Origin of the sequence: Porphyromonas gingivicanis JCM 15907, from assembly GCF_000614585.1 — a bacterium.
Lineage (GTDB): Bacteria > Bacteroidota > Bacteroidia > Bacteroidales > Porphyromonadaceae > Porphyromonas > Porphyromonas gingivicanis.
The window spans coordinates 215,282-231,932 of sequence record NZ_BAKX01000002.1 but is presented as its reverse complement, the minus strand read 5'-3'; the positions used below and the strand labels follow the sequence as shown (position 1 = coordinate 231,932).

At 44.6% G+C, this 16,651-nt stretch carries 15 protein-coding genes and 1 pseudogene; 6 read left to right on the top strand and 10 right to left on the bottom strand.

The window, feature by feature from the left end; translation table 11 throughout:
• Position 1 precedes the first annotated feature (1 nt).
• The 10 genes and pseudogenes from JCM15907_RS03110 to JCM15907_RS10435 form a co-directional block, all read right to left on the bottom strand.
• Positions 2-532 carry an LptE family protein gene (locus tag JCM15907_RS03110; RefSeq protein ID WP_025842678.1) on the bottom strand — a complete coding sequence of 177 codons (531 nt, stop codon included), beginning with the start codon at positions 530-532 and terminating at the stop codon, positions 2-4.
• On the bottom strand, positions 519-1,817 hold the full coding sequence (locus JCM15907_RS03105) for a sigma-54 interaction domain-containing protein (protein WP_025842677.1): 1,299 nt from the start codon (positions 1,815-1,817) through the stop codon (positions 519-521). Before JCM15907_RS03105 ends, JCM15907_RS03110 begins: the two co-directional genes overlap by 14 nt.
• Positions 1,818-1,886: 69 nt before the next feature.
• Positions 1,887-2,795, bottom strand: a complete 909-nt coding sequence (locus JCM15907_RS03100) for a diacylglycerol/lipid kinase family protein (RefSeq protein ID WP_051522348.1) — start codon at positions 2,793-2,795, stop codon at positions 1,887-1,889.
• A 20-nt stretch (positions 2,796-2,815) separates the two neighbouring features.
• Positions 2,816-3,277 carry a preQ(1) synthase gene (gene queF, locus JCM15907_RS03095; RefSeq protein WP_025842675.1) on the bottom strand — a complete coding sequence of 154 codons (462 nt, stop codon included), beginning with the start codon at positions 3,275-3,277 and terminating at the stop codon, positions 2,816-2,818.
• Between the two features lie 320 nt (positions 3,278-3,597).
• Positions 3,598-3,756 (bottom strand): PG0541 family transporter-associated protein, encoded by a 159-nt coding sequence (locus JCM15907_RS13810; protein ID WP_306305465.1) that lies wholly within the window; start codon positions 3,754-3,756, stop codon positions 3,598-3,600.
• A gap of 174 nt (positions 3,757-3,930) precedes the next feature.
• A pseudogene (locus tag JCM15907_RS13930) lies at positions 3,931-7,037 on the bottom strand (efflux RND transporter permease subunit).
• A gap of 30 nt (positions 7,038-7,067) precedes the next feature.
• On the bottom strand, positions 7,068-8,108 hold the full coding sequence (locus JCM15907_RS03080; RefSeq protein ID WP_036882744.1) for an efflux RND transporter periplasmic adaptor subunit: 1,041 nt from the start codon (positions 8,106-8,108) through the stop codon (positions 7,068-7,070).
• Between the two features lie 49 nt (positions 8,109-8,157).
• Positions 8,158-9,576, bottom strand: coding sequence for a TolC family protein (locus tag JCM15907_RS03075; RefSeq protein WP_025842673.1), 1,419 nt, complete (start codon positions 9,574-9,576; stop codon positions 8,158-8,160).
• A gap of 200 nt (positions 9,577-9,776) precedes the next feature.
• The gene (locus JCM15907_RS12070) at positions 9,777-10,310 is read right to left on the bottom strand and encodes a gliding motility lipoprotein GldH (protein ID WP_051522347.1); all 534 of its coding nucleotides are present in this window, start codon (positions 10,308-10,310) and stop codon (positions 9,777-9,779) included.
• Positions 10,310-11,653, bottom strand: a complete 1,344-nt coding sequence (locus tag JCM15907_RS10435) for a PSP1 domain-containing protein (protein ID WP_051522346.1) — start codon at positions 11,651-11,653, stop codon at positions 10,310-10,312. The genes JCM15907_RS12070 and JCM15907_RS10435 overlap by 1 nt, the downstream gene beginning before the upstream one ends.
• 653 nt (positions 11,654-12,306) lie before the next feature.
• On the opposite strand from JCM15907_RS10435, the gene JCM15907_RS03055 reads away from it, so the two are divergent.
• The 6 genes from JCM15907_RS03055 (at position 12,307) to JCM15907_RS13780 (ending at position 16,590) form a co-directional block, all read left to right on the top strand.
• On the top strand, positions 12,307-12,780 hold the full coding sequence (locus JCM15907_RS03055) for a hypothetical protein (RefSeq protein WP_036882746.1): 474 nt from the start codon (positions 12,307-12,309) through the stop codon (positions 12,778-12,780).
• 144 nt (positions 12,781-12,924) lie between these two features.
• Positions 12,925-14,304, top strand: coding sequence for a TonB-dependent receptor (locus tag JCM15907_RS13790; protein WP_306305460.1), 1,380 nt, complete (start codon positions 12,925-12,927; stop codon positions 14,302-14,304).
• The gene (locus tag JCM15907_RS13785; RefSeq protein WP_306305459.1) at positions 14,304-15,173 is read left to right on the top strand and encodes a TonB-dependent receptor plug domain-containing protein; all 870 of its coding nucleotides are present in this window, start codon (positions 14,304-14,306) and stop codon (positions 15,171-15,173) included. The genes JCM15907_RS13790 and JCM15907_RS13785 overlap by 1 nt, the downstream gene beginning before the upstream one ends.
• Positions 15,174-15,226: 53 nt before the next feature.
• On the top strand, positions 15,227-15,601 hold the full coding sequence (locus JCM15907_RS10425; RefSeq protein ID WP_025842670.1) for a heavy-metal-associated domain-containing protein: 375 nt from the start codon (positions 15,227-15,229) through the stop codon (positions 15,599-15,601).
• A gap of 180 nt (positions 15,602-15,781) precedes the next feature.
• Entirely contained in the window at positions 15,782-16,369 is a 588-nt protein-coding gene (locus JCM15907_RS10420; protein WP_306305458.1) for a glycogen/starch synthase, read from the top strand.
• Between the two features lie 20 nt (positions 16,370-16,389).
• The gene (locus JCM15907_RS13780; RefSeq protein WP_306305457.1) at positions 16,390-16,590 is read left to right on the top strand and encodes a hypothetical protein; all 201 of its coding nucleotides are present in this window, start codon (positions 16,390-16,392) and stop codon (positions 16,588-16,590) included.
• The last annotated feature ends 61 nt before the right edge of the window (positions 16,591-16,651 follow it).

Genomic DNA, 16,651 nt, shown 5'->3' with positions numbered 1-16,651 from the left:
CTTACCAGTCTTCTGCCGTGGCGTTAAATATCTGCTTGGTAATATCTTCTGTAAGCTGTCGAACCAAATCGTCCTGCACATCGGAAAAGAGAGAGCTACTTTCAAAATCGGTGTAGGCAGAAAAAGCTCGGTCGAAGTTTTTCTTTGGATTGGCATTATTTTCAAAATGCACCGAAACGGTCATCGTAAAGCGTGTCAATAAAGCATAGGAGTTCTCCTGCACCGCCACGGGAGCTAAATCATAGCCTACAATGGCTCCTTCGAGAGTAAAGTCGCCCCCTTGAGACACCTCTTCTAAACGAGTTTGACGTCGAAACAACTCTCTAAGAGCTTCCGTAAATGACTGACTCAATGGCGGATAAACAAGTGGAGCTTGGTTGTTAAAGAGCGATATAGAGAAGGTCTTCGTAGAGGCATAGTCTATCGAAGCCCCCGAAAACTTATACGATATACTACACCCTGTTATAAAGAGAGTCAATAGAAAGAGACTGTACCAACCGACCCCCTGTTTCTTACAACTATTCCAAGCCATATTCTTTCAATTTACGATGTAGTGTGCGTACCGATATTCCCAACTGGTCGGCTATCTCTTGGCGAGTAGCATTTTTATTCCTCGCCATGGCCCTCTTAATAAGAAAACGCTCCCCATCGAGAAGGGTTACAATAGAGCCATCAGTAGCCAACTCCTCTTCGGGCATCTCTTCGCTGTCTATAATCACCGTTTCATCTGCTGTTCGTGCAGAGGTTATAGGTGTAGAAGAAAGTGGTAAAAAGTGTGGAGTAGTCTCTACCGTCGGAAGGTCTGCTCCTTTCCCTCCCGCAGAAGAGGGAGTAAATATTTGCGGAGGGCATTCTTCGGGACGCCCTTTTTGAGGGAGTAATTCGTTAACTTTCGCCTTAACTTCATTGAGTTCGCGACGCAAATCGAAAAGTACTTGGTATAAAATCTCCCGTTCGTTAGCAAAACTTTGCCCTCCCTTAGCTCCCTCATCTGCCGAAGCTACGAGTACGGGGTGTAAATCTTGCAACCCCTCTTGCTGGAGATAATTACGTAGCGTAGTAATTCCTATTAAGCGAGACTCTTCGAGTACGCTCATACGGTCAGTAATATTTCTCAGCTCACGTATATTGCCTGGCCAGCGATAGGCTTGTAACATCTCCTTGGCTGCATCGTCCAAATCCAATGGAGGTATTTGATAAAGGCGAGCAAAATCGGAGGCGAAGCGACGGAATAGCAGAGGGATATCTTCGGGACGCTTTCTCAAAGGAGGTACTTCGATGGGTACGGTATTGAGTCGATAGAAGAGATCTTCACGAAAACGTCCTTTGCGAATAGCCTCGCCCAAATTGACATTGGTAGCTGCCACCACCCGTACATCCGTTTTTACGGGCTGACTTGCTCCAACGGGTATAAACTCGCCATTCTCCAAGACACGCAAAAGGCGAGCTTGGGTAGCAAGAGGCAATTCTCCCACTTCATCAAGAAAAATAGTCCCTCCATTAGCCTCTTCAAAATAGCCCTTACGGTCTCCCAAAGCACCTGTAAAAGACCCCTTCCGATGTCCAAAAAGCTCAGAATCTATGGTTCCTTCTGGAATAGCTCCACAGTTTATCGCTATATACTTACTGTGTTTGCGCCGAGAGTACTGATGTATAATCTGAGGGAAAAACTCCTTTCCTACACCACTCTCACCCACAACCAATACAGACATATCAGTAGTGGCTACTTGTGCTGCTGTACGCAGTGCTTGTAAGAAAAGAGGCGCATTGCCTATAATCCCGAAGCGTTGCTTAATCTGCTGAACATCTATATCCATACTTTTTTGAATGGTTGTATTAGTAAACTGTCTTGATAGAAAGGTTCTTTATCCTTAATCACAACTCTATCAGAAGGGCTGAATAGCTTCTCCAAAACTGAGAGGAGCATATACTAAAAGGTCTTGCTGACGAACTCCTATTTCTATTTTTTTTCCCATCTGCACCGACTCTCCATCTATCTGAGCAGGTCCAAAGGCACTGCGTTCTATCACTATGTGAGAGCCCCTATACGACTCGATGCGGGCATTTTTGTCTATCGTCTTTGTAAAAAGTTGCAATGCCACCTGTGCGGCATGAATACCCTCTAAGGGGCGGATTATCACCAAGTCCAAAAGTCCGTCCGAGGGCGAGGCATTGGGTGCAATGTAAGCATTATTGCCATATTGCTCTATGTTGGCACACGTTATCAGGAATGCTTCTCCCCCTATGTCATGATTATCTATGGAGATTTTATACTCCTGAGGTTTGAAAGAAATATATTCATCAATGGCAGACTTTATATAGGTAAGAAGTCCACGAGTCGAGGCATCATCGTAGCGTTTAGTAATCTGCGCATCAAATCCTACACCGAAAGTACAGAAAAAAGGCAAGCCATTCGCCAATCCCATATCAATAGAAACCAACTTACCCTCGGTTATAATACGTACTGCTTCTGCATCGTTTTGCATAGGGATACCCAACGCTCGGGCTAAGCCATTGCCACTCCCTCGAGGTATGATACCTAACTTGACCTCTGAGCCACTCAAAGCACTTGCTATCTCGTTAATAGTACCATCGCCTCCCACAGCGATAACCGAGTCTAACCCATGAACCATAGCCTCTTTAATCACCTCAGCGGCATGCCCTTCTCCCTTAGTATAGGTCAAGAAGAGCTCCTCCTCTCTATCCTGATAGGCGGCTGCAAGCAAAGCAGGCACTTTGTGTTTAGATGCGATGCCCGATATCGGATTAATGATAGCTATAACCCTCTTTTTCACACTCTTTATAGATGTTCTATTTATCTTCTATTGTGTTGTGCCAATCGCTCCTCTGCCAAGGTTTCGTACTTAGTACCAGGACGTCCATAGTTACAGTAGGGATGGATGCTAATGCCTCCACGGGGGAGGAAATCTCCCGTTACTTCTATATACTTAGGATTCATAAGAGCAATCAAATCATTCATTATGATATTGACGCAATCTTCATGAAAAGCTCCATGCGAACGAAAGCTAAAGAGATAGAGTTTCAAACTCTTGCTCTCGACCATCTGTACATCAGGTATATAGTCTATATAAAGGGTGGCAAAGTCTGGCTGGCTTGTTATGGGGCAGAGTGCTGTAAACTCTGGGCAGACGAAGCGCACCCAATAATCTCGCTCAGGATGCTTATTAACAAAAGACTCTAACACTTCGGGGGCGTAGTCCTGCTTATATACTGTTTTCCCTCCGAGGAGGGTCAATTCTTCACCTCTATCTTGCATAATTCTATTTTACAATAGGACAAAAGCCCTATACAGACAACTAAGCTACAAAAATAATCATTCAAGCACAAACGAAGCCCATTAGACATCATGCATAAGATTGCTGTGCAAGGTGCTATTGATAGAGCGAGAAGCGAACAACGAGGGAGTGCCAAAGTTCATTTTAGACATATCCCTCGTTAAGGTAGGTCAGAATATGCAAAGTACAAAGCACGAAGATCGTGGCTGAAAAGAGCGTGCCGAAGTACGAGACAAAAGCTGAAAGTGGCAAGCAGTACAGCAATTTGCGTACTATAAAACACCGTCCTTACTTTTGGAACTTATATGCTTCGCTCCACACTCCACAGGAAAGCTCGCAAACCCTGCAACGGATTTTCCCTATCAATCTCTGCTAAAGCATCTAAGAGCTTATGTGCACGCTCTTCGGAGCATGCTACCAAGAGAGCCCCATTGAGAGTAGGCCATGCGTGGGTGCCCAAATGGGGATTACCCGTGTGAGACCCCGCCCCTTGAATTTCCTCCCATTGGTGTATCCCTTTAGATTGAGACGGCTCAAAGCCTTGATGACAAGTCCATGAAGGGCCTGATTGAAACTAATGAAAACTATCTTTTGTGATTCCATAACTCGTAGCTATTAGGGGTTCAAAAGTTTTTTACACTCTCCGTCTTTGGAAGGCTCTTCGAGCACGTCTGACACGTCTACCCAAGAGAGATGCATAAATGGTAGGAATTAAAATCAACGTAACTCCCGTAGAAATAGAGAGACCAAATGCAACGGTAACTCCCATAGGTTGCCACGTTTCGCTTCCTTCGCCAATACCGATAGCCATAGGTACCATACCGAGTACGGTGGTCAGTGTGGTCATAAGTACTGGACGCAAGCGAGATTTGCCAGACTGCATAATGGCTCGACGCACACCCAATCCACGCTCTCTACCCAAGCGAGCGTAGTCGATGAGTACAATACCATTTTTCACCACAATACCTACCAACATAATAGCTCCAATAAAGGCTATAATACTCAATGGTACGCGAGTGAGAGCTAACCCTATAATAACACCTGTAAAAGCAAAGGGTACGGAAAACATTATCACAAAGGGGTCGAACATACTTTCAAACTGCGCCGCCATAACGATATATACTAAAACCAAAATAAGGAGTAAGAGTATCGTCAGATCGCCAAAAGCCTCTTGTTGCTGTTCATAGCTTCCCGAAATCTTATAGGTTACTCCAGCAGGCATTTCGGTATTCTTGAGCACTTCGTTGGCATCCTTCACCAAATCGGAGAGAGGCACTCCCTCTGCCGCTACCATAGCAAGAGTTACCACGCGCTCTCTATCCTTACGCTTGATAGAAGGGGGAGTAAAGTACTCTTTCAGCGTTCCCAAATCGCCCAAGCGTACTGCAGCCCCTGTGGGGGTGGCTACCAAAATATTGTTCATATCTTCGAGCGAACGGCGATATTCGGGAGCCAAACGCACACGTATCTCATATTCATTACCTGCCTCTCTATAATAGGAGGCAAGGTTACCCATAACGCTATTATTGAGCATCAAGGCAGCAGTGGAGATGTTGAGTCCATGTTCAGCCAGTTTTTTGCGGTCAAATTCCATACGATATTCAGGCATATCTTTGCTACGGTCGTTATTGACTTCCGAGCAAGAAGGACGTTTCTTGAGAGCCTCTTGTACCTTAGCTGCTGTTTGATTGGTCTTTTCAAAGTCGTAACCATAGATTTCCACCGCTACAGCCGTCTGCCCTCCTACCTGCTGCTCCGGGGGTAACCACATAGGTGTTAATGCCAGGGGTATTGGCAAGGTCTTCACGCATCAAGTCAGCTATGGCATAGATACTCCTATCTCGTTCCGAAGCATCTACAAAGCCTATGTTGTAGCGCAGCACATTATTACCACTTCCCGAAAGAGTGGCAAAAGCATTGCCCGCATCGGCAGTACCTACTGTTAGGTTACAATTCTTTATTTCAGGATACTTTTCTTGCCACATTTTGGTAAGCATAAGCTTTTTCACGTGCCAGGTCGATACTCGTACCCAAAGGTAGATCTATACGCATCGTCATAGAAGAGTTGTCATTTTGCGGCATAAACTCTGTCTTAATGGTAGAACCTAATATAATAGAACCTCCAAAGATGAGTATCGCCAAAAGGATAGTGAGCGTGCGGTGTCCTAATGCCCACTTAAGAGAGCGAGCATATATCTCTTCGGTCCATGAGAGAGCCGATTCAATAGATCGTTGTATGCGATTGAGTTCTTGACGTTCTTTCTTCTGCTTACGGCGCAATATGTGTGCACAGAGCGAAGGAGTTAGGGTAAGTGCTCCGATGGTAGAAATAATCATAATGATACTTACAATCCACCCTAACTGCTGAAACATAATACCCGTCATACCTCCGAGCATTGTGAGAGGGAGGAATACTGCAAGCATCGTAAGAGTAGAGGCTACAACCGAGATAGCTACCTCATTAGTAGCATGTGTGGCAGCTTGTTTAGGGTAACTGCCTCGCTCTATATGGGTGGTAATATTCTCCAAAACCACAATCGCATCGTCTACCACCATACCGATGGCTATAGAGAGCGAACTCATCGAAATAATGTTGAGAGTATTACCCGTTAGCATTAGGTAGATGAAGGAGCCGATAAGTGAGATAGGGATGGTAAGTATAATAATAAAAGTAGCTCGCCATCTACCCAAAAAGAGCAGCACCACAAAGATGACTACCACGAAAGTGATAAAGATAGTGTTCGTAAGGCTCGAAATGGTATCTTCAATATAGTTGGCAGTATTCATTACCGAAGAGAGCTTTACATCACTGGGGAGCGACTGCTCAAGTTTTGGGAGTAGCTCGGTAATCTTATTGGATATGGAAACGGAGTTAGCACCACTCTGCTTATTGATAATAATCAGAGCGCTGCGTTCGCCATTATTGTAAGCCTCCTGCATCTGTTCGGCTATGGTGTCTTCCACTCGTGCTACGTCTCGGAGGTATATGTTCTGTCCTCCTCTACTGGCTATAACTATGTTTTCGAGTTCAGAGGGGTCGGCAAACTCTCCCTGTACTCGTATAGAATTGGTCTGGTTACCAATGGTGATTTGTCCAGCAGGCGTGTTGCTATTTTCTGCCCGTATAATGGAACTTATCTGCGGTATGCTTAGTCCGTAGGCTTCGAGGGCAGTAGGGTCACAGTAGACCTGTATCTGTCGTTTAATAGTACCCGAAGAGGATACACTCCCCACACCATCGATACGACCAATCGGATTAACCACTTTTTCTTCTAATATCTTATCCAACCCTGTGGTACTCTCTTCGGCTGTAGCTACAAGTATTTGGATAGGAATATCGTCGGCACTGAACTTAAAGAGCATTGGGTCTCGCACGCCATCAGGGAGCGATTCGGTTAAAAGCCCCAACTTGTCTCGTACATCGTTCGTAGCTACGTCCATATCGCTCCCCTCATTGAACTCGATGGTTACGATAGAAACATTTTCTCGGCTCTCACTGGTGATGTGTTTCTGATTGGCAATCCCATTCAAAACATTTTCGATAGGATTGGTTACGTTCGCCTCTACGTCCGTTGGTCCTGCACCCGGATAAGAGGTAAATACAATGATACGCCCAAACTCTATATTGGGGTAGAGGTCTATCGGCAACTTCTGCAAAGAGAAGAGCCCTAATATAACCACAGCAACGAATATCAGTATCGTTGTAATGGGTTTCTTGACGGCAGCACTATATATACTCATAATGGTCGATTGTTGAGACTCTCGCTATAATTACTTACTGACTACTCGTACACGTACTCCGTTGCGAAGGCTTTGAGAACCCTCGGTAATAACCACATCGCCCTCTTTCAAACCTTCGATTACCTCTATAAAAGCATCGTGTCTTGTACCTATTTTAAGCTCGGTACGCACTGCCTTATCACCGTCAAGGGTAAAGGCATAATAGTCGCCACTACCACTCTGTTTAACCACGGCACGATCCGAAACAAGCAACTTCTTTTCTGTACCAAAGTCGAGCGTTGCACGGGCAAACATGCCTGGACGAAGTACATTTTTGCTATTGTTCACTTCAATCTCTACTGGGAAAGTGTGAGTAGCTGGATTTATGGTTGGATAGATGAGAGATACCTTTCCAGTGAACACCTCGTCGCCCAAAGCATCTACCTTGAGAGAAGCAGGCATCCCCTTATTTACCCTACTGTATAAACGCTCTGAGACATTGAAGCGAAGTTTAACAGGATTTATCTCTTGGATTACAAATATAGGTGCCGAGGGGGTACACATATCGCCACTATCATAGTTGCGGGCAGTTACAATTCCACTTATAGGGCTACGAAGTATGGTATTCTCTTGAATATTTTTGAAGTTATTCTCCGCTATGGCCAGCGCACTGCGACGAGCCTCCCATTGGGCTTGAGCCACCCCTCCCACTTTGTAAAGCTCATCGGTACGGTTAAAGGCGAGCTGGGCATCTGCCAACTGTACTTGAACTTGGTTGAGCTGACTATTATCCATTTCAGCCAAAACCTGTCCACGACTAACGAAAGCCCCTACTTCGGTACGGATACTTTTGATACGCCCTGCCATTTGTGGAGCAATATTGTTTTTAGTTTTAGCCTCTATAGTAGCCGAGAAAAGTTCTGTTTGAGGCACCATTTGATATGAGGCTACGGAGGTTTCAACCACTATCCGAGTAGTATCTTCTGTCGCCGTTTGTCCCTTAGAAGATGTGCTACCACAAGAGGAGAGTAGGAATGCTCCTCCCATAGAGCATAGAGAGACGAGGAGGTAGTTTATGATTGTTCGCTTCATAGTGTAGTTCTTTTTATCTAAGATGATATTATTTCTATTCCGTTGTGATTTATTTTTTGTCGGGTAACCCTTTGCCCTCAAGTTTTTCAAGCTCCGACTGAGCGACCATAAAATCGAAGAGGGATTGGTGATAGTTAAGACGTGCTTGGAGCAAAGCTACGTCGGCATCGTTCACTTCAAGAAGAGTTCCCTCGCCTGTTTCAAAGCGTTTAGTCGCTATGCTATAACCCTTTTCTGCCAGTTTAATAGCCTCTTGGCTTACAGTATAGGTTTGTACTGCTCGGCGTACTCTGTCCAAAGCATCTTTTTGAGCTATGGTGAGCTGGCGTTCGATGTCTCTACGATTGAGTTCGAACTGTAACAATGCAACTTTTTGTTGCTGTACATTGTAGTAACGTTTACCTCCCGAGAAGATGGGTATCGATAGATTGAAATTGATAGACGAAAAAGGTGTCCAAAGACGACTATTGTCTAAGTCCAATTTGTTGCTCGAAAAGGAGAAATTGTACATTCCCGACACCGAAAGAGTTGGGATGAAAGATGCCTTTGAGAGTTCCAAAGAGGAGTTGAGGAGCTTTTTCTGATGCGCCAATTCTTTAAGGGTAGGATTGTTGTCGAGAGTGCTATGTTCGGCTACAATATATTTGTCTATGATTTCTGGAGCATAGTCTTTGAGAGTTCCTTTGGGAACAATAGCAAAATGGGGAGGTAGTCCCATGAGGACGAGCAGAGAACTATTAGCTGTATTGGCAGCATCTTGAGCCTGTCGAAGGTTAGGTTCGAGGTTTTTGACTTGTACCTCACTACGGAACAAATCGTACTGAGCCACTAAGCCTTGCTTATAGTTGCTCTCCACCAATCGGTAGTTGTTCAGTGCATTACGATAGCTTGCCAACAAAACCTCATAGGCATCGCGCGCCAAGAGAGTTTGCAAGAAGGCCTTACGTATCTCGGCTACCTTATTTACCTTGGTCGTGTTGGCTTGTTCCATCGCTAAGGCAAGATTTTCCTTACTCATGGTAATACTTCTCCACAATTGAGCATTGACCAAGGGGAGGGCTACATTTACACCCCCTTGTATGTTATTAGTACGTCCCACTTCGATACCTTTAGCAAGCATCTCTTCAGGCATACTACTTGCCCCGGGGAAGCCATCTAAGTACATCACCTGTTTTTTTATGGTGTAGCTATAATTTCCAGAGAGATTTACAGAGGGGAAAAGCTGACCCAGAGCCTCACGGTAGGAGTACTTTTGCTTTTGGATGAGAAGCTCACCCACTTGTACGGAACTACTTTCGGCAAGAGCTATCTCAATGGCTTCGTCTAATGAAATCTCTCGACTATGCGGAGGGGAATTGGTGGGTATGGTAGTGTTATCGGGAACAACTTGGGCATAATTGGGTACCGAAACAGTACCCCAAAGGACTAACACGAGTCCTAAGAATAGGAGCAATCGATTTTTTGTCATAATTCTTGCTTTGTTTTCGTCGTTTTACAGAGAGGAAGAGTGGGCTACTCTTTACTCTCTTTTTGCCTTCACAATGAGGCTTTACTTTTCTCTTTAGATACTAAAAAAACAACAGGTTTAATACGATACTGTTTTTATTTCTTGTTTTTAAAGCAAAAAAAGGGAGCTTTTTCTTTTTGAATATGTTTTTAACTTCTTCTTTAGTACGTTTCTGGTTCTAAGAAATCGCTTTGTTTATCGTAGGGTTGGCATACGATGCCTATGTTTTCTATTCCTTTAAGTGCAGGAAGTGGCGTAAGAGGAGCGAGTCGCATTGTATAGATACCACTCGTAGGGAATGATATTTTTCGGAAAAAGACAAAACTGTTTTCACGTAGCGTAATCCCTCTCCCTGACCATCTCCCCGACTCGATAGCGAGAGGAATTGATAGGGTATCTATACGTTCATAGCCCCATTGATTAGCAATGGAGCTATGTAGCACGATATTGTTATAGTCATACTCGTTATTGTGACGTATTAAAACGTCGATTCGGTAGGGGCGTTTCGCCTCGGTGATGAGAAAAGGGATCTCTACGGGAGCCTCCTTCTTCCAGCCCGAAGCAGGAAGAGTGCAGTAGGTAACCGAAAGCTCTTGTGAAGGTCTGCAGTTCGTTACGAGTAGCAATAGCAGTACAAACCCTAAAAAGAGAGCGAGAGGAGTACTTTTTACCTTCACGGGAGTTTTCGTTATCACTATTCGTTAGGTTTCTCGGCGTTTCTCTTTTCTCCTCTTTTGCCTTGTGGACGAGAGTTTTTTTCTAGAGAGCCTGCCTCGTGATTTTCGCTATTTGCACTTCGATTGTGCGCACGGTGAGCGTTTCGAGGGTTGTTTCTCCTTCGATTCGGTTGAGGCTTTTCGCTCTGAGAGGGATGCTCGATAGTTGTTTTTTGTTCTGCCTCTTTGGCGGTTTCTGCCGTTGCTTGCCCTGCCACCTCTTTGGACTTACCGCTGGGACGCTTTTTGCGTCCGCGTCGCTTATCGTTATCAAAGCGAGTGAGGGAATTGGCTTCCAAGATGTCTGTTACCCCATTGGTCGGTGTAGCTACCTCTTCGAGTAGAGCCTCTGGCTTTTCTCCTCGTTTATTCATTTCGATAACTTCTCTTACTCGGCGTAGCGATAGCGTTACACTATTCGATAGGTTGCCCTCTTCGGGGACATAGGTAAGCTGCGAACGGAGCAAATCCCACTTGACAAACTTATAATTATCTGTCTGGGTTGCCAAGACGATATTCTTCGAAGGCATCTTTTTCTGCGCTTCGAGATAGGTATTGACCTCAAAGTTGGTACAGCACTTGAGTTTGGCACACTGCCCAGTAAGTTTCTCAGGGTTAAGAGTAAGCTCTTGAAAACGTGCAGCCGTAGTATTGACACTCTTAAAAGAGGTCATCCATTGGGCGCAACAAAGAGGGCGTCCACAAGGACCAATACCTCCAATGCGACCTGCCTCTTGGCGAGCTCCAATCTGCTTCATCTCAATGCGTACATGAAAGGTCTCTGCCAGCACTCGTATCAGCTTACGAAAGTCCACTCGACTATCGGCTATGTAGTAGAATATGGCTTTGCTTCCATCGCCTTGATACTCCACATCTCCAATCTTCATATCAAGCCCCAATTCTTCGGCTATTTGCCTTGCTTTGATCATAGTGGTATGCTCTCGTTGCTTGGCCTCTTCCCAACGCTCTATATCGTTAGGCGTAGCAAGGCGGAATATCTGACGCACCTGTTCGCGAGCATTTTCGCTCATTCGTCTGTAACGGAGTGCTGCGAGAGTACCTGTCAAGGTAACACTCCCCACGTCGAAGCCGGGAGCTCCCTCTACTGCTACGATGTCGTCTTTATGTAACTCCAAGTTGAGAGGATTTGTAAAGACTACCTTACGGGTATTTTTGAATTGAACTTCTATATATCGGTTATCCTGCACATCCTTGGAAAGGTCTGCCATCCAGTCAAACGAACTAAGGGGGCGTTTTCCACACCCTTTGCATCCGTCGGCGGATAGTTTTGCGCCAGGAAGTTTATAGTGATCTTTTGCCATCTACTTGTATAATCTCTGTATGATTTGGTCTGTAAAGTTAGTGGTTATCGGTCAAACTTGATACTACTTTGTAAGGAATAGACTTTAATCTTTTGTGGAAGTCCCAAAACCATGCCTACAAACTCCTGAAACCCTCCGTGTAAACTCTCAAAACCATTATACCTTCGGAGCAAAAGGATTAATGGTTGCAACTCGACACTAAGAGAGCACGTTAGAAAGAATTCAAAAAAATCTATCGCAACGAACGTCCAACAAGACATCTGTAGAGTATGGCAATCACAATAAGGAAGGAACAATAAAACGATTTCGATATAGAAATAAGCCCTTTTCCTCCGAAAGAAACAGCTCTCCTTTTTCTTTTTATTCTTTTTTAGCACGAAGTATTCAGGCAGTTACACGTGGTCTAAAATCAAAAACAAGAAGGTCTACAAAAAGACTACAAACTACTATAAATCAACAAATAAACACCACAAAGAACGACAAAAGTAAGAACCAAAAAGAGCACACTCTTAGGATTACTTATTAAGACAAACTATTTACATTAAAATTAGGCCGACACAATCAAGCAAAATATTGGATTTTTATCTTACATTTGCCTCGGAGTAAAGGTTAGACACCTACAATTGACCAGGTAGAAAACCTCTTCTGAGACTATGTGGAATAGAGTCATTAAGAGTATAACAATCCCCATCTTTTTAGGATTGATGTTGCTGTTCAGCGTGGGCTTCAAAAGCGTTGAGGTCTGCTGCGCATGTATATGTACTCAGATAGCTCCCAAGGGGTGTCCTTTGGAACGCCTTGATGCGGAGAGTTTCGCGGGGCGTCTACTCGCCTCACTCCCAAACGAAGAGACAACAACCACCGAAGAGCAGTGTACCTGTGATGGAGGAGAAGAGTGTTCGGATTGTATCCCCAAGATTGAAGTACTCCACGTAGATAGTTATACCCCTCCAAAAGAATCGTTCAAGAGAGTCAATTACCTATGGATTACTCTCTCGGAGATTAGTACGTATTATATTACACCTTCCCTTGCAGGAACAAGTACTACTTTCCCAAAAATCCCTACTCATCCTGCCCCTCTTGAGGGCAGAAGCATACTCACACACAGTTGTGTACTGAGAATTTGAATACTTGTCCCCCTTTGCGTCGTGAGACGTTAAAAAGGGCTTCCCTATGCGCTGCTGTCTATTGACTCCTGCGCACAGGCATCAGCGAAAGATGCAGTAATTAAACAAGTATTTATTTCAAATTCGAAACCACGTATTATTATTATGAATCGTACACACAAGAGCTTGCTCCTCTTTTTCCTAATCCTATCATTCACAACCTTCTCTCTAACAGCACAAGATGCCACACACATAAAGGGTAGCGTGGTCGATGAAGAGGGAGCACCGCTCCCCTCTGCCAATGTCTATTGGTTAGGTACTTTTACCCACACAACCACCAACGAAGAGGGTATCTTTACACTTCCTCGAACGGAGAAAAGCAGCAAAGTAATCATTAGTTCTATGGGCTTCCGCTCCGATACGATACCCATCTCTACTGACATCGCAGAGCTAAAAGTTACCCTACACTCTCTTGAAATGGAAGAAGTAGAAGTAGTCGCTTTCCAACGTGGACGAAGTCGGTCCAAACTCTCGGCAGGCAATCAAGAACGCATTAATATGGGCGAACTACTTCGTGCTGCCTGTTGTAGTTTGGGCGAGAGCTTTACTACAAACCCCTCGGTAGATGTCTCTACAACCGATGCTGCCACAGGGTCTAAGCAAATTAAATTGCTTGGATTAAGTGGTAAGTATGTGCAGATGCAGACGGAAAACATTCCCAACTTCCGAGGAGTTTCATCTCCTTTTGCTTTGGGGTATATCCCTGGCACTTGGATTGAGAGCATCCAAGTATCAAAGGGAGCAGCCTCTGTCAAAAATGGTTTCGAGTCCATGACGGGACAAATCAACGTAGAGTATCGCAAGCCCAATACCGAACGCTACTTAGACGGCAATTTTTACTTGGATCAGGGACTGCGTGCCGAAGGCAACCTTATCGGCAATTATCAGTTCGGGAAGCATTGGAGTACTGCCCTTCTGACGCATATCGAAGACCGTTCTCTACCTCATGATGGCAACAAGGATTCTTTCATAGATATGCCCCTGCAAAGGCAGTACAATGTAATGAACCGCTGGACCTATAAAGGAGGGCATACTATGCTCCAAGCGGGTTTTCTCTACCTCTATGAAAATAGGCGTTCGGGACAGTTGGGTCATCTCCACAAATCTCCACTTGATCGTTACCAAATCGGCATTCAAAATCACCGCACAGAGGCATTTACCAAAGTGGCTCACTCCTTTGACGATGAAAATGGTAGCAACATAGCCCTCATACTCGATGCAGGAAAGCAAAAGATGAACTCCTTCTATGGGCTCAAAACATTAGATATCGAGCAAAATAATCTCTACGCTTCGCTCATCTTCGAAACACAGTGGCAGGGCAAACATGCGCTATCTTCTGGACTTAGCTGGCAGTACGATGCTTGGCATCAAGCCTCTCAAATAGAGTCTCGGAAAGGGCTCACTCCACATAAGAGTACTTTCTTCGAATCTGTCCCTGGAGTCTATACACAATACACCTATACGCCCAATGGACATTTGACCTAATGGGAGGTATACGTGCCGATTATAGCAACCTACATGGCTTCTTTGTAACGCCTCGTTTACACGTGCGCTACAGCCCTATAGAGTACACCAATGTGCGTTTTTCCGTTGGTAAAGGCTATCGTACACAAAGGGTTCTCACAGAAAACTATCACCTACTCGCCTCCAGTCGCCAACTCATCATTACGGAGGGGGCTGACCAACTACAAGAAAGCTCTTGGAACTTTGGTTTGAGCAACAGTTGGGAAATCCCCCTATGGAAGGAGAAAAAGTTAGATCTCAATTTGGAGTACTATTACACCCGCTTTGACAATCGAGTGGTAATGGATATGGATAAAAATCCACATGAAGTACATTTCTATCCGCTCAATGATGGACTATCCTTTTCACACACATTCCAAATCGATGCTGCCTATAAACTACTCAAAGATTTGGATATAACAGCAGCTTTTCGCTATACCGATGTGCGTACCACCACCAACAATCTACTCCAACAAGAGCCTCTAAGTTCGCTTTTCAAGAGTATGCTCTCACTCTCGTACAAAACGCCTCTTAGACGTTGGCAGGGCGATGTAACACTCTCTCTTAATGGAGGAGGACGTATGCCCACCCCTTACCTTTTGGCAGACGGCACTTCCTCATGGAAGCCTCACTTCCCCACCTATCCGATGCTTAGTGCGCAGATCACACGCTTCTTCCCCAAATGGTCTATCTATTTAGGAGCAGAAAATATGACTAACTTCCAGCAGCCGACTCCCATTATTGATGCTCACAATCCTTGGGGACCTAACTTCGATGCCTCCATGGTGTGGGGACCAACCGAGGGTATTATGGTCTATATGGGTATTCGCTTCAATATATTCGACAACTAAATCATGGTCTGTTTCCTCTCGTTCTATAAACATTCAATTCATTCTATAACAATATGAAAACAGCATTTGTATCTATCCTTTTCACATTACTTTGTAGTACAGCATTGTTGGCCAAAAACATTGTCAGAGTACACGTTGCCCCTACCCCTCGTATGCACTGCACCAGTTGCGAAGAAAAGATTCGTAAGGCATTGCAGTTTGAAAAAGGGATGAAAGACATAGAGTTCGACATCGAAAACAATGTTATCCTATTGGTTTTCGACCAAGACAAGACTTCTTTGGAACATCTGGCGAAGAAACTCGAAAAGATTGGCTACGAAATCCGTATCTTGGATACACCTAACGGAGTCGATGCCAACGATGCACCCAACTCTACTTGCTCTCACAAGAAGCAGTCTACCTGCCTCTCCTTGGGCAAAAGAGGTTAAAAGAGGCAACGTACAAGTATCCCCTCCAACCTTAGAGAGTGTTGTATATTACCGCCTCCACTGGTATTATCATGCAACACTCTCCTAATAGAGAGAAGGCCTATTCGGCTATATGCATTTTTTGCGTAGTTAGCTCTTTTTTAGTACCTTTGCTTCTATCACTAAATATAGTTGCGCATTATGAGCCAAAAAAGAATTCTATATATATCACAAGAGATTACTCCCTATTTGGAGGAAACTCCTATGGGGATTTTTTCTCGGTGGTTACCTCAACGCATCCAAGAGAACGGTAGCGATGTGCGGATCTTTATGCCACGTTACGGGCTTATCAATGAGCGTCGTCATCAATTGCACGAGGTTATTCGCCTCTCAGGCATCAACATTATCGTCAATGACACCGACTATCCGCTCATCATTAAAGTGGCCTCTGTACCACAGTCTCGTATACAAGTCTACTTTATCGACAACGATGAGTTTTTCAAACGCAAATCCCAATTTGGCATCGAAGAGAAGTATGGCAACGATACAGCGGACCGCTCTATCTTCTTCGTACATGGTGTTTTCGAAGCCATCAAGAAGCTCCGCTGGATACCCGACGTTATTCACTGCGTGGGATGGTTTGGGGCACTTGCGCCAGCTTACCTGAAAACAATCTACAAGGATGATCCCTGCTTCAGTAAAGCTAAGATTGTTTACTCTCCTTTCGAGAAGGAAGAAGAGGGCGAGCTATCAGAAAAAATCATGGAGCTTTGCACTTCGATGGTATAGAAAATGAGCTTGTAGCTCCTATGAACGGAGCTTATACGCCAGAGGCTGTTCGTCGTATGGCGATAGCTCACTGTGATGGTGTAGTTATGCCCGAAAAGATCGCTCAATCGGCTCTATTGGAGTATGCCAAAGAGTGCAATAAACCGATTTTAGAGTACCCTGGAGACTTGAAAGAGAATGTACAGAAATTCCAAGATTTCTACGATTCTCTTGTTGACTAAAACCTTTTTATTCATCATTCAACACCACACAAGGAGTGCTTCGCTCTACCCTCTTATGTTA

What these genes read in the sequence shown, in the direction of transcription:
- JCM15907_RS03110 (WP_025842678.1), bottom strand. Translation starts at nt 532, where the DNA reads ATGGCTTGGAATAGTTGTAAGAAACAGGGGGTCGGTTGGTACAGTCTC.
- JCM15907_RS03105 (WP_025842677.1), bottom strand. Translation starts at nt 1,817, where the DNA reads ATGGATATAGATGTTCAGCAGATTAAGCAACGCTTCGGGATTATAGGC.
- queF (WP_025842675.1), bottom strand. Translation starts at nt 3,277, where the DNA reads ATGCAAGATAGAGGTGAAGAATTGACCCTCCTCGGAGGGAAAACAGTA.
- JCM15907_RS03080 (WP_036882744.1), bottom strand. Translation starts at nt 8,108, where the DNA reads ATGAAGCGAACAATCATAAACTACCTCCTCGTCTCTCTATGCTCTATG.
- JCM15907_RS03075 (WP_025842673.1), bottom strand. Translation starts at nt 9,576, where the DNA reads ATGACAAAAAATCGATTGCTCCTATTCTTAGGACTCGTGTTAGTCCTT.
- JCM15907_RS10435 (WP_051522346.1), bottom strand. Translation starts at nt 11,653, where the DNA reads ATGGCAAAAGATCACTATAAACTTCCTGGCGCAAAACTATCCGCCGAC.
- JCM15907_RS03055 (WP_036882746.1), top strand. Translation starts at nt 12,307, where the DNA reads ATGTGGAATAGAGTCATTAAGAGTATAACAATCCCCATCTTTTTAGGA.
- JCM15907_RS13790 (WP_306305460.1), top strand. Translation starts at nt 12,925, where the DNA reads ATGAATCGTACACACAAGAGCTTGCTCCTCTTTTTCCTAATCCTATCA.
- JCM15907_RS13785 (WP_306305459.1), top strand. Translation starts at nt 14,304, where the DNA reads ATGGGAGGTATACGTGCCGATTATAGCAACCTACATGGCTTCTTTGTA.
- JCM15907_RS10425 (WP_025842670.1), top strand. Translation starts at nt 15,227, where the DNA reads ATGAAAACAGCATTTGTATCTATCCTTTTCACATTACTTTGTAGTACA.
- JCM15907_RS10420 (WP_306305458.1), top strand. Translation starts at nt 15,782, where the DNA reads ATGAGCCAAAAAAGAATTCTATATATATCACAAGAGATTACTCCCTAT.
- JCM15907_RS13780 (WP_306305457.1), top strand. Translation starts at nt 16,390, where the DNA reads ATGAACGGAGCTTATACGCCAGAGGCTGTTCGTCGTATGGCGATAGCT.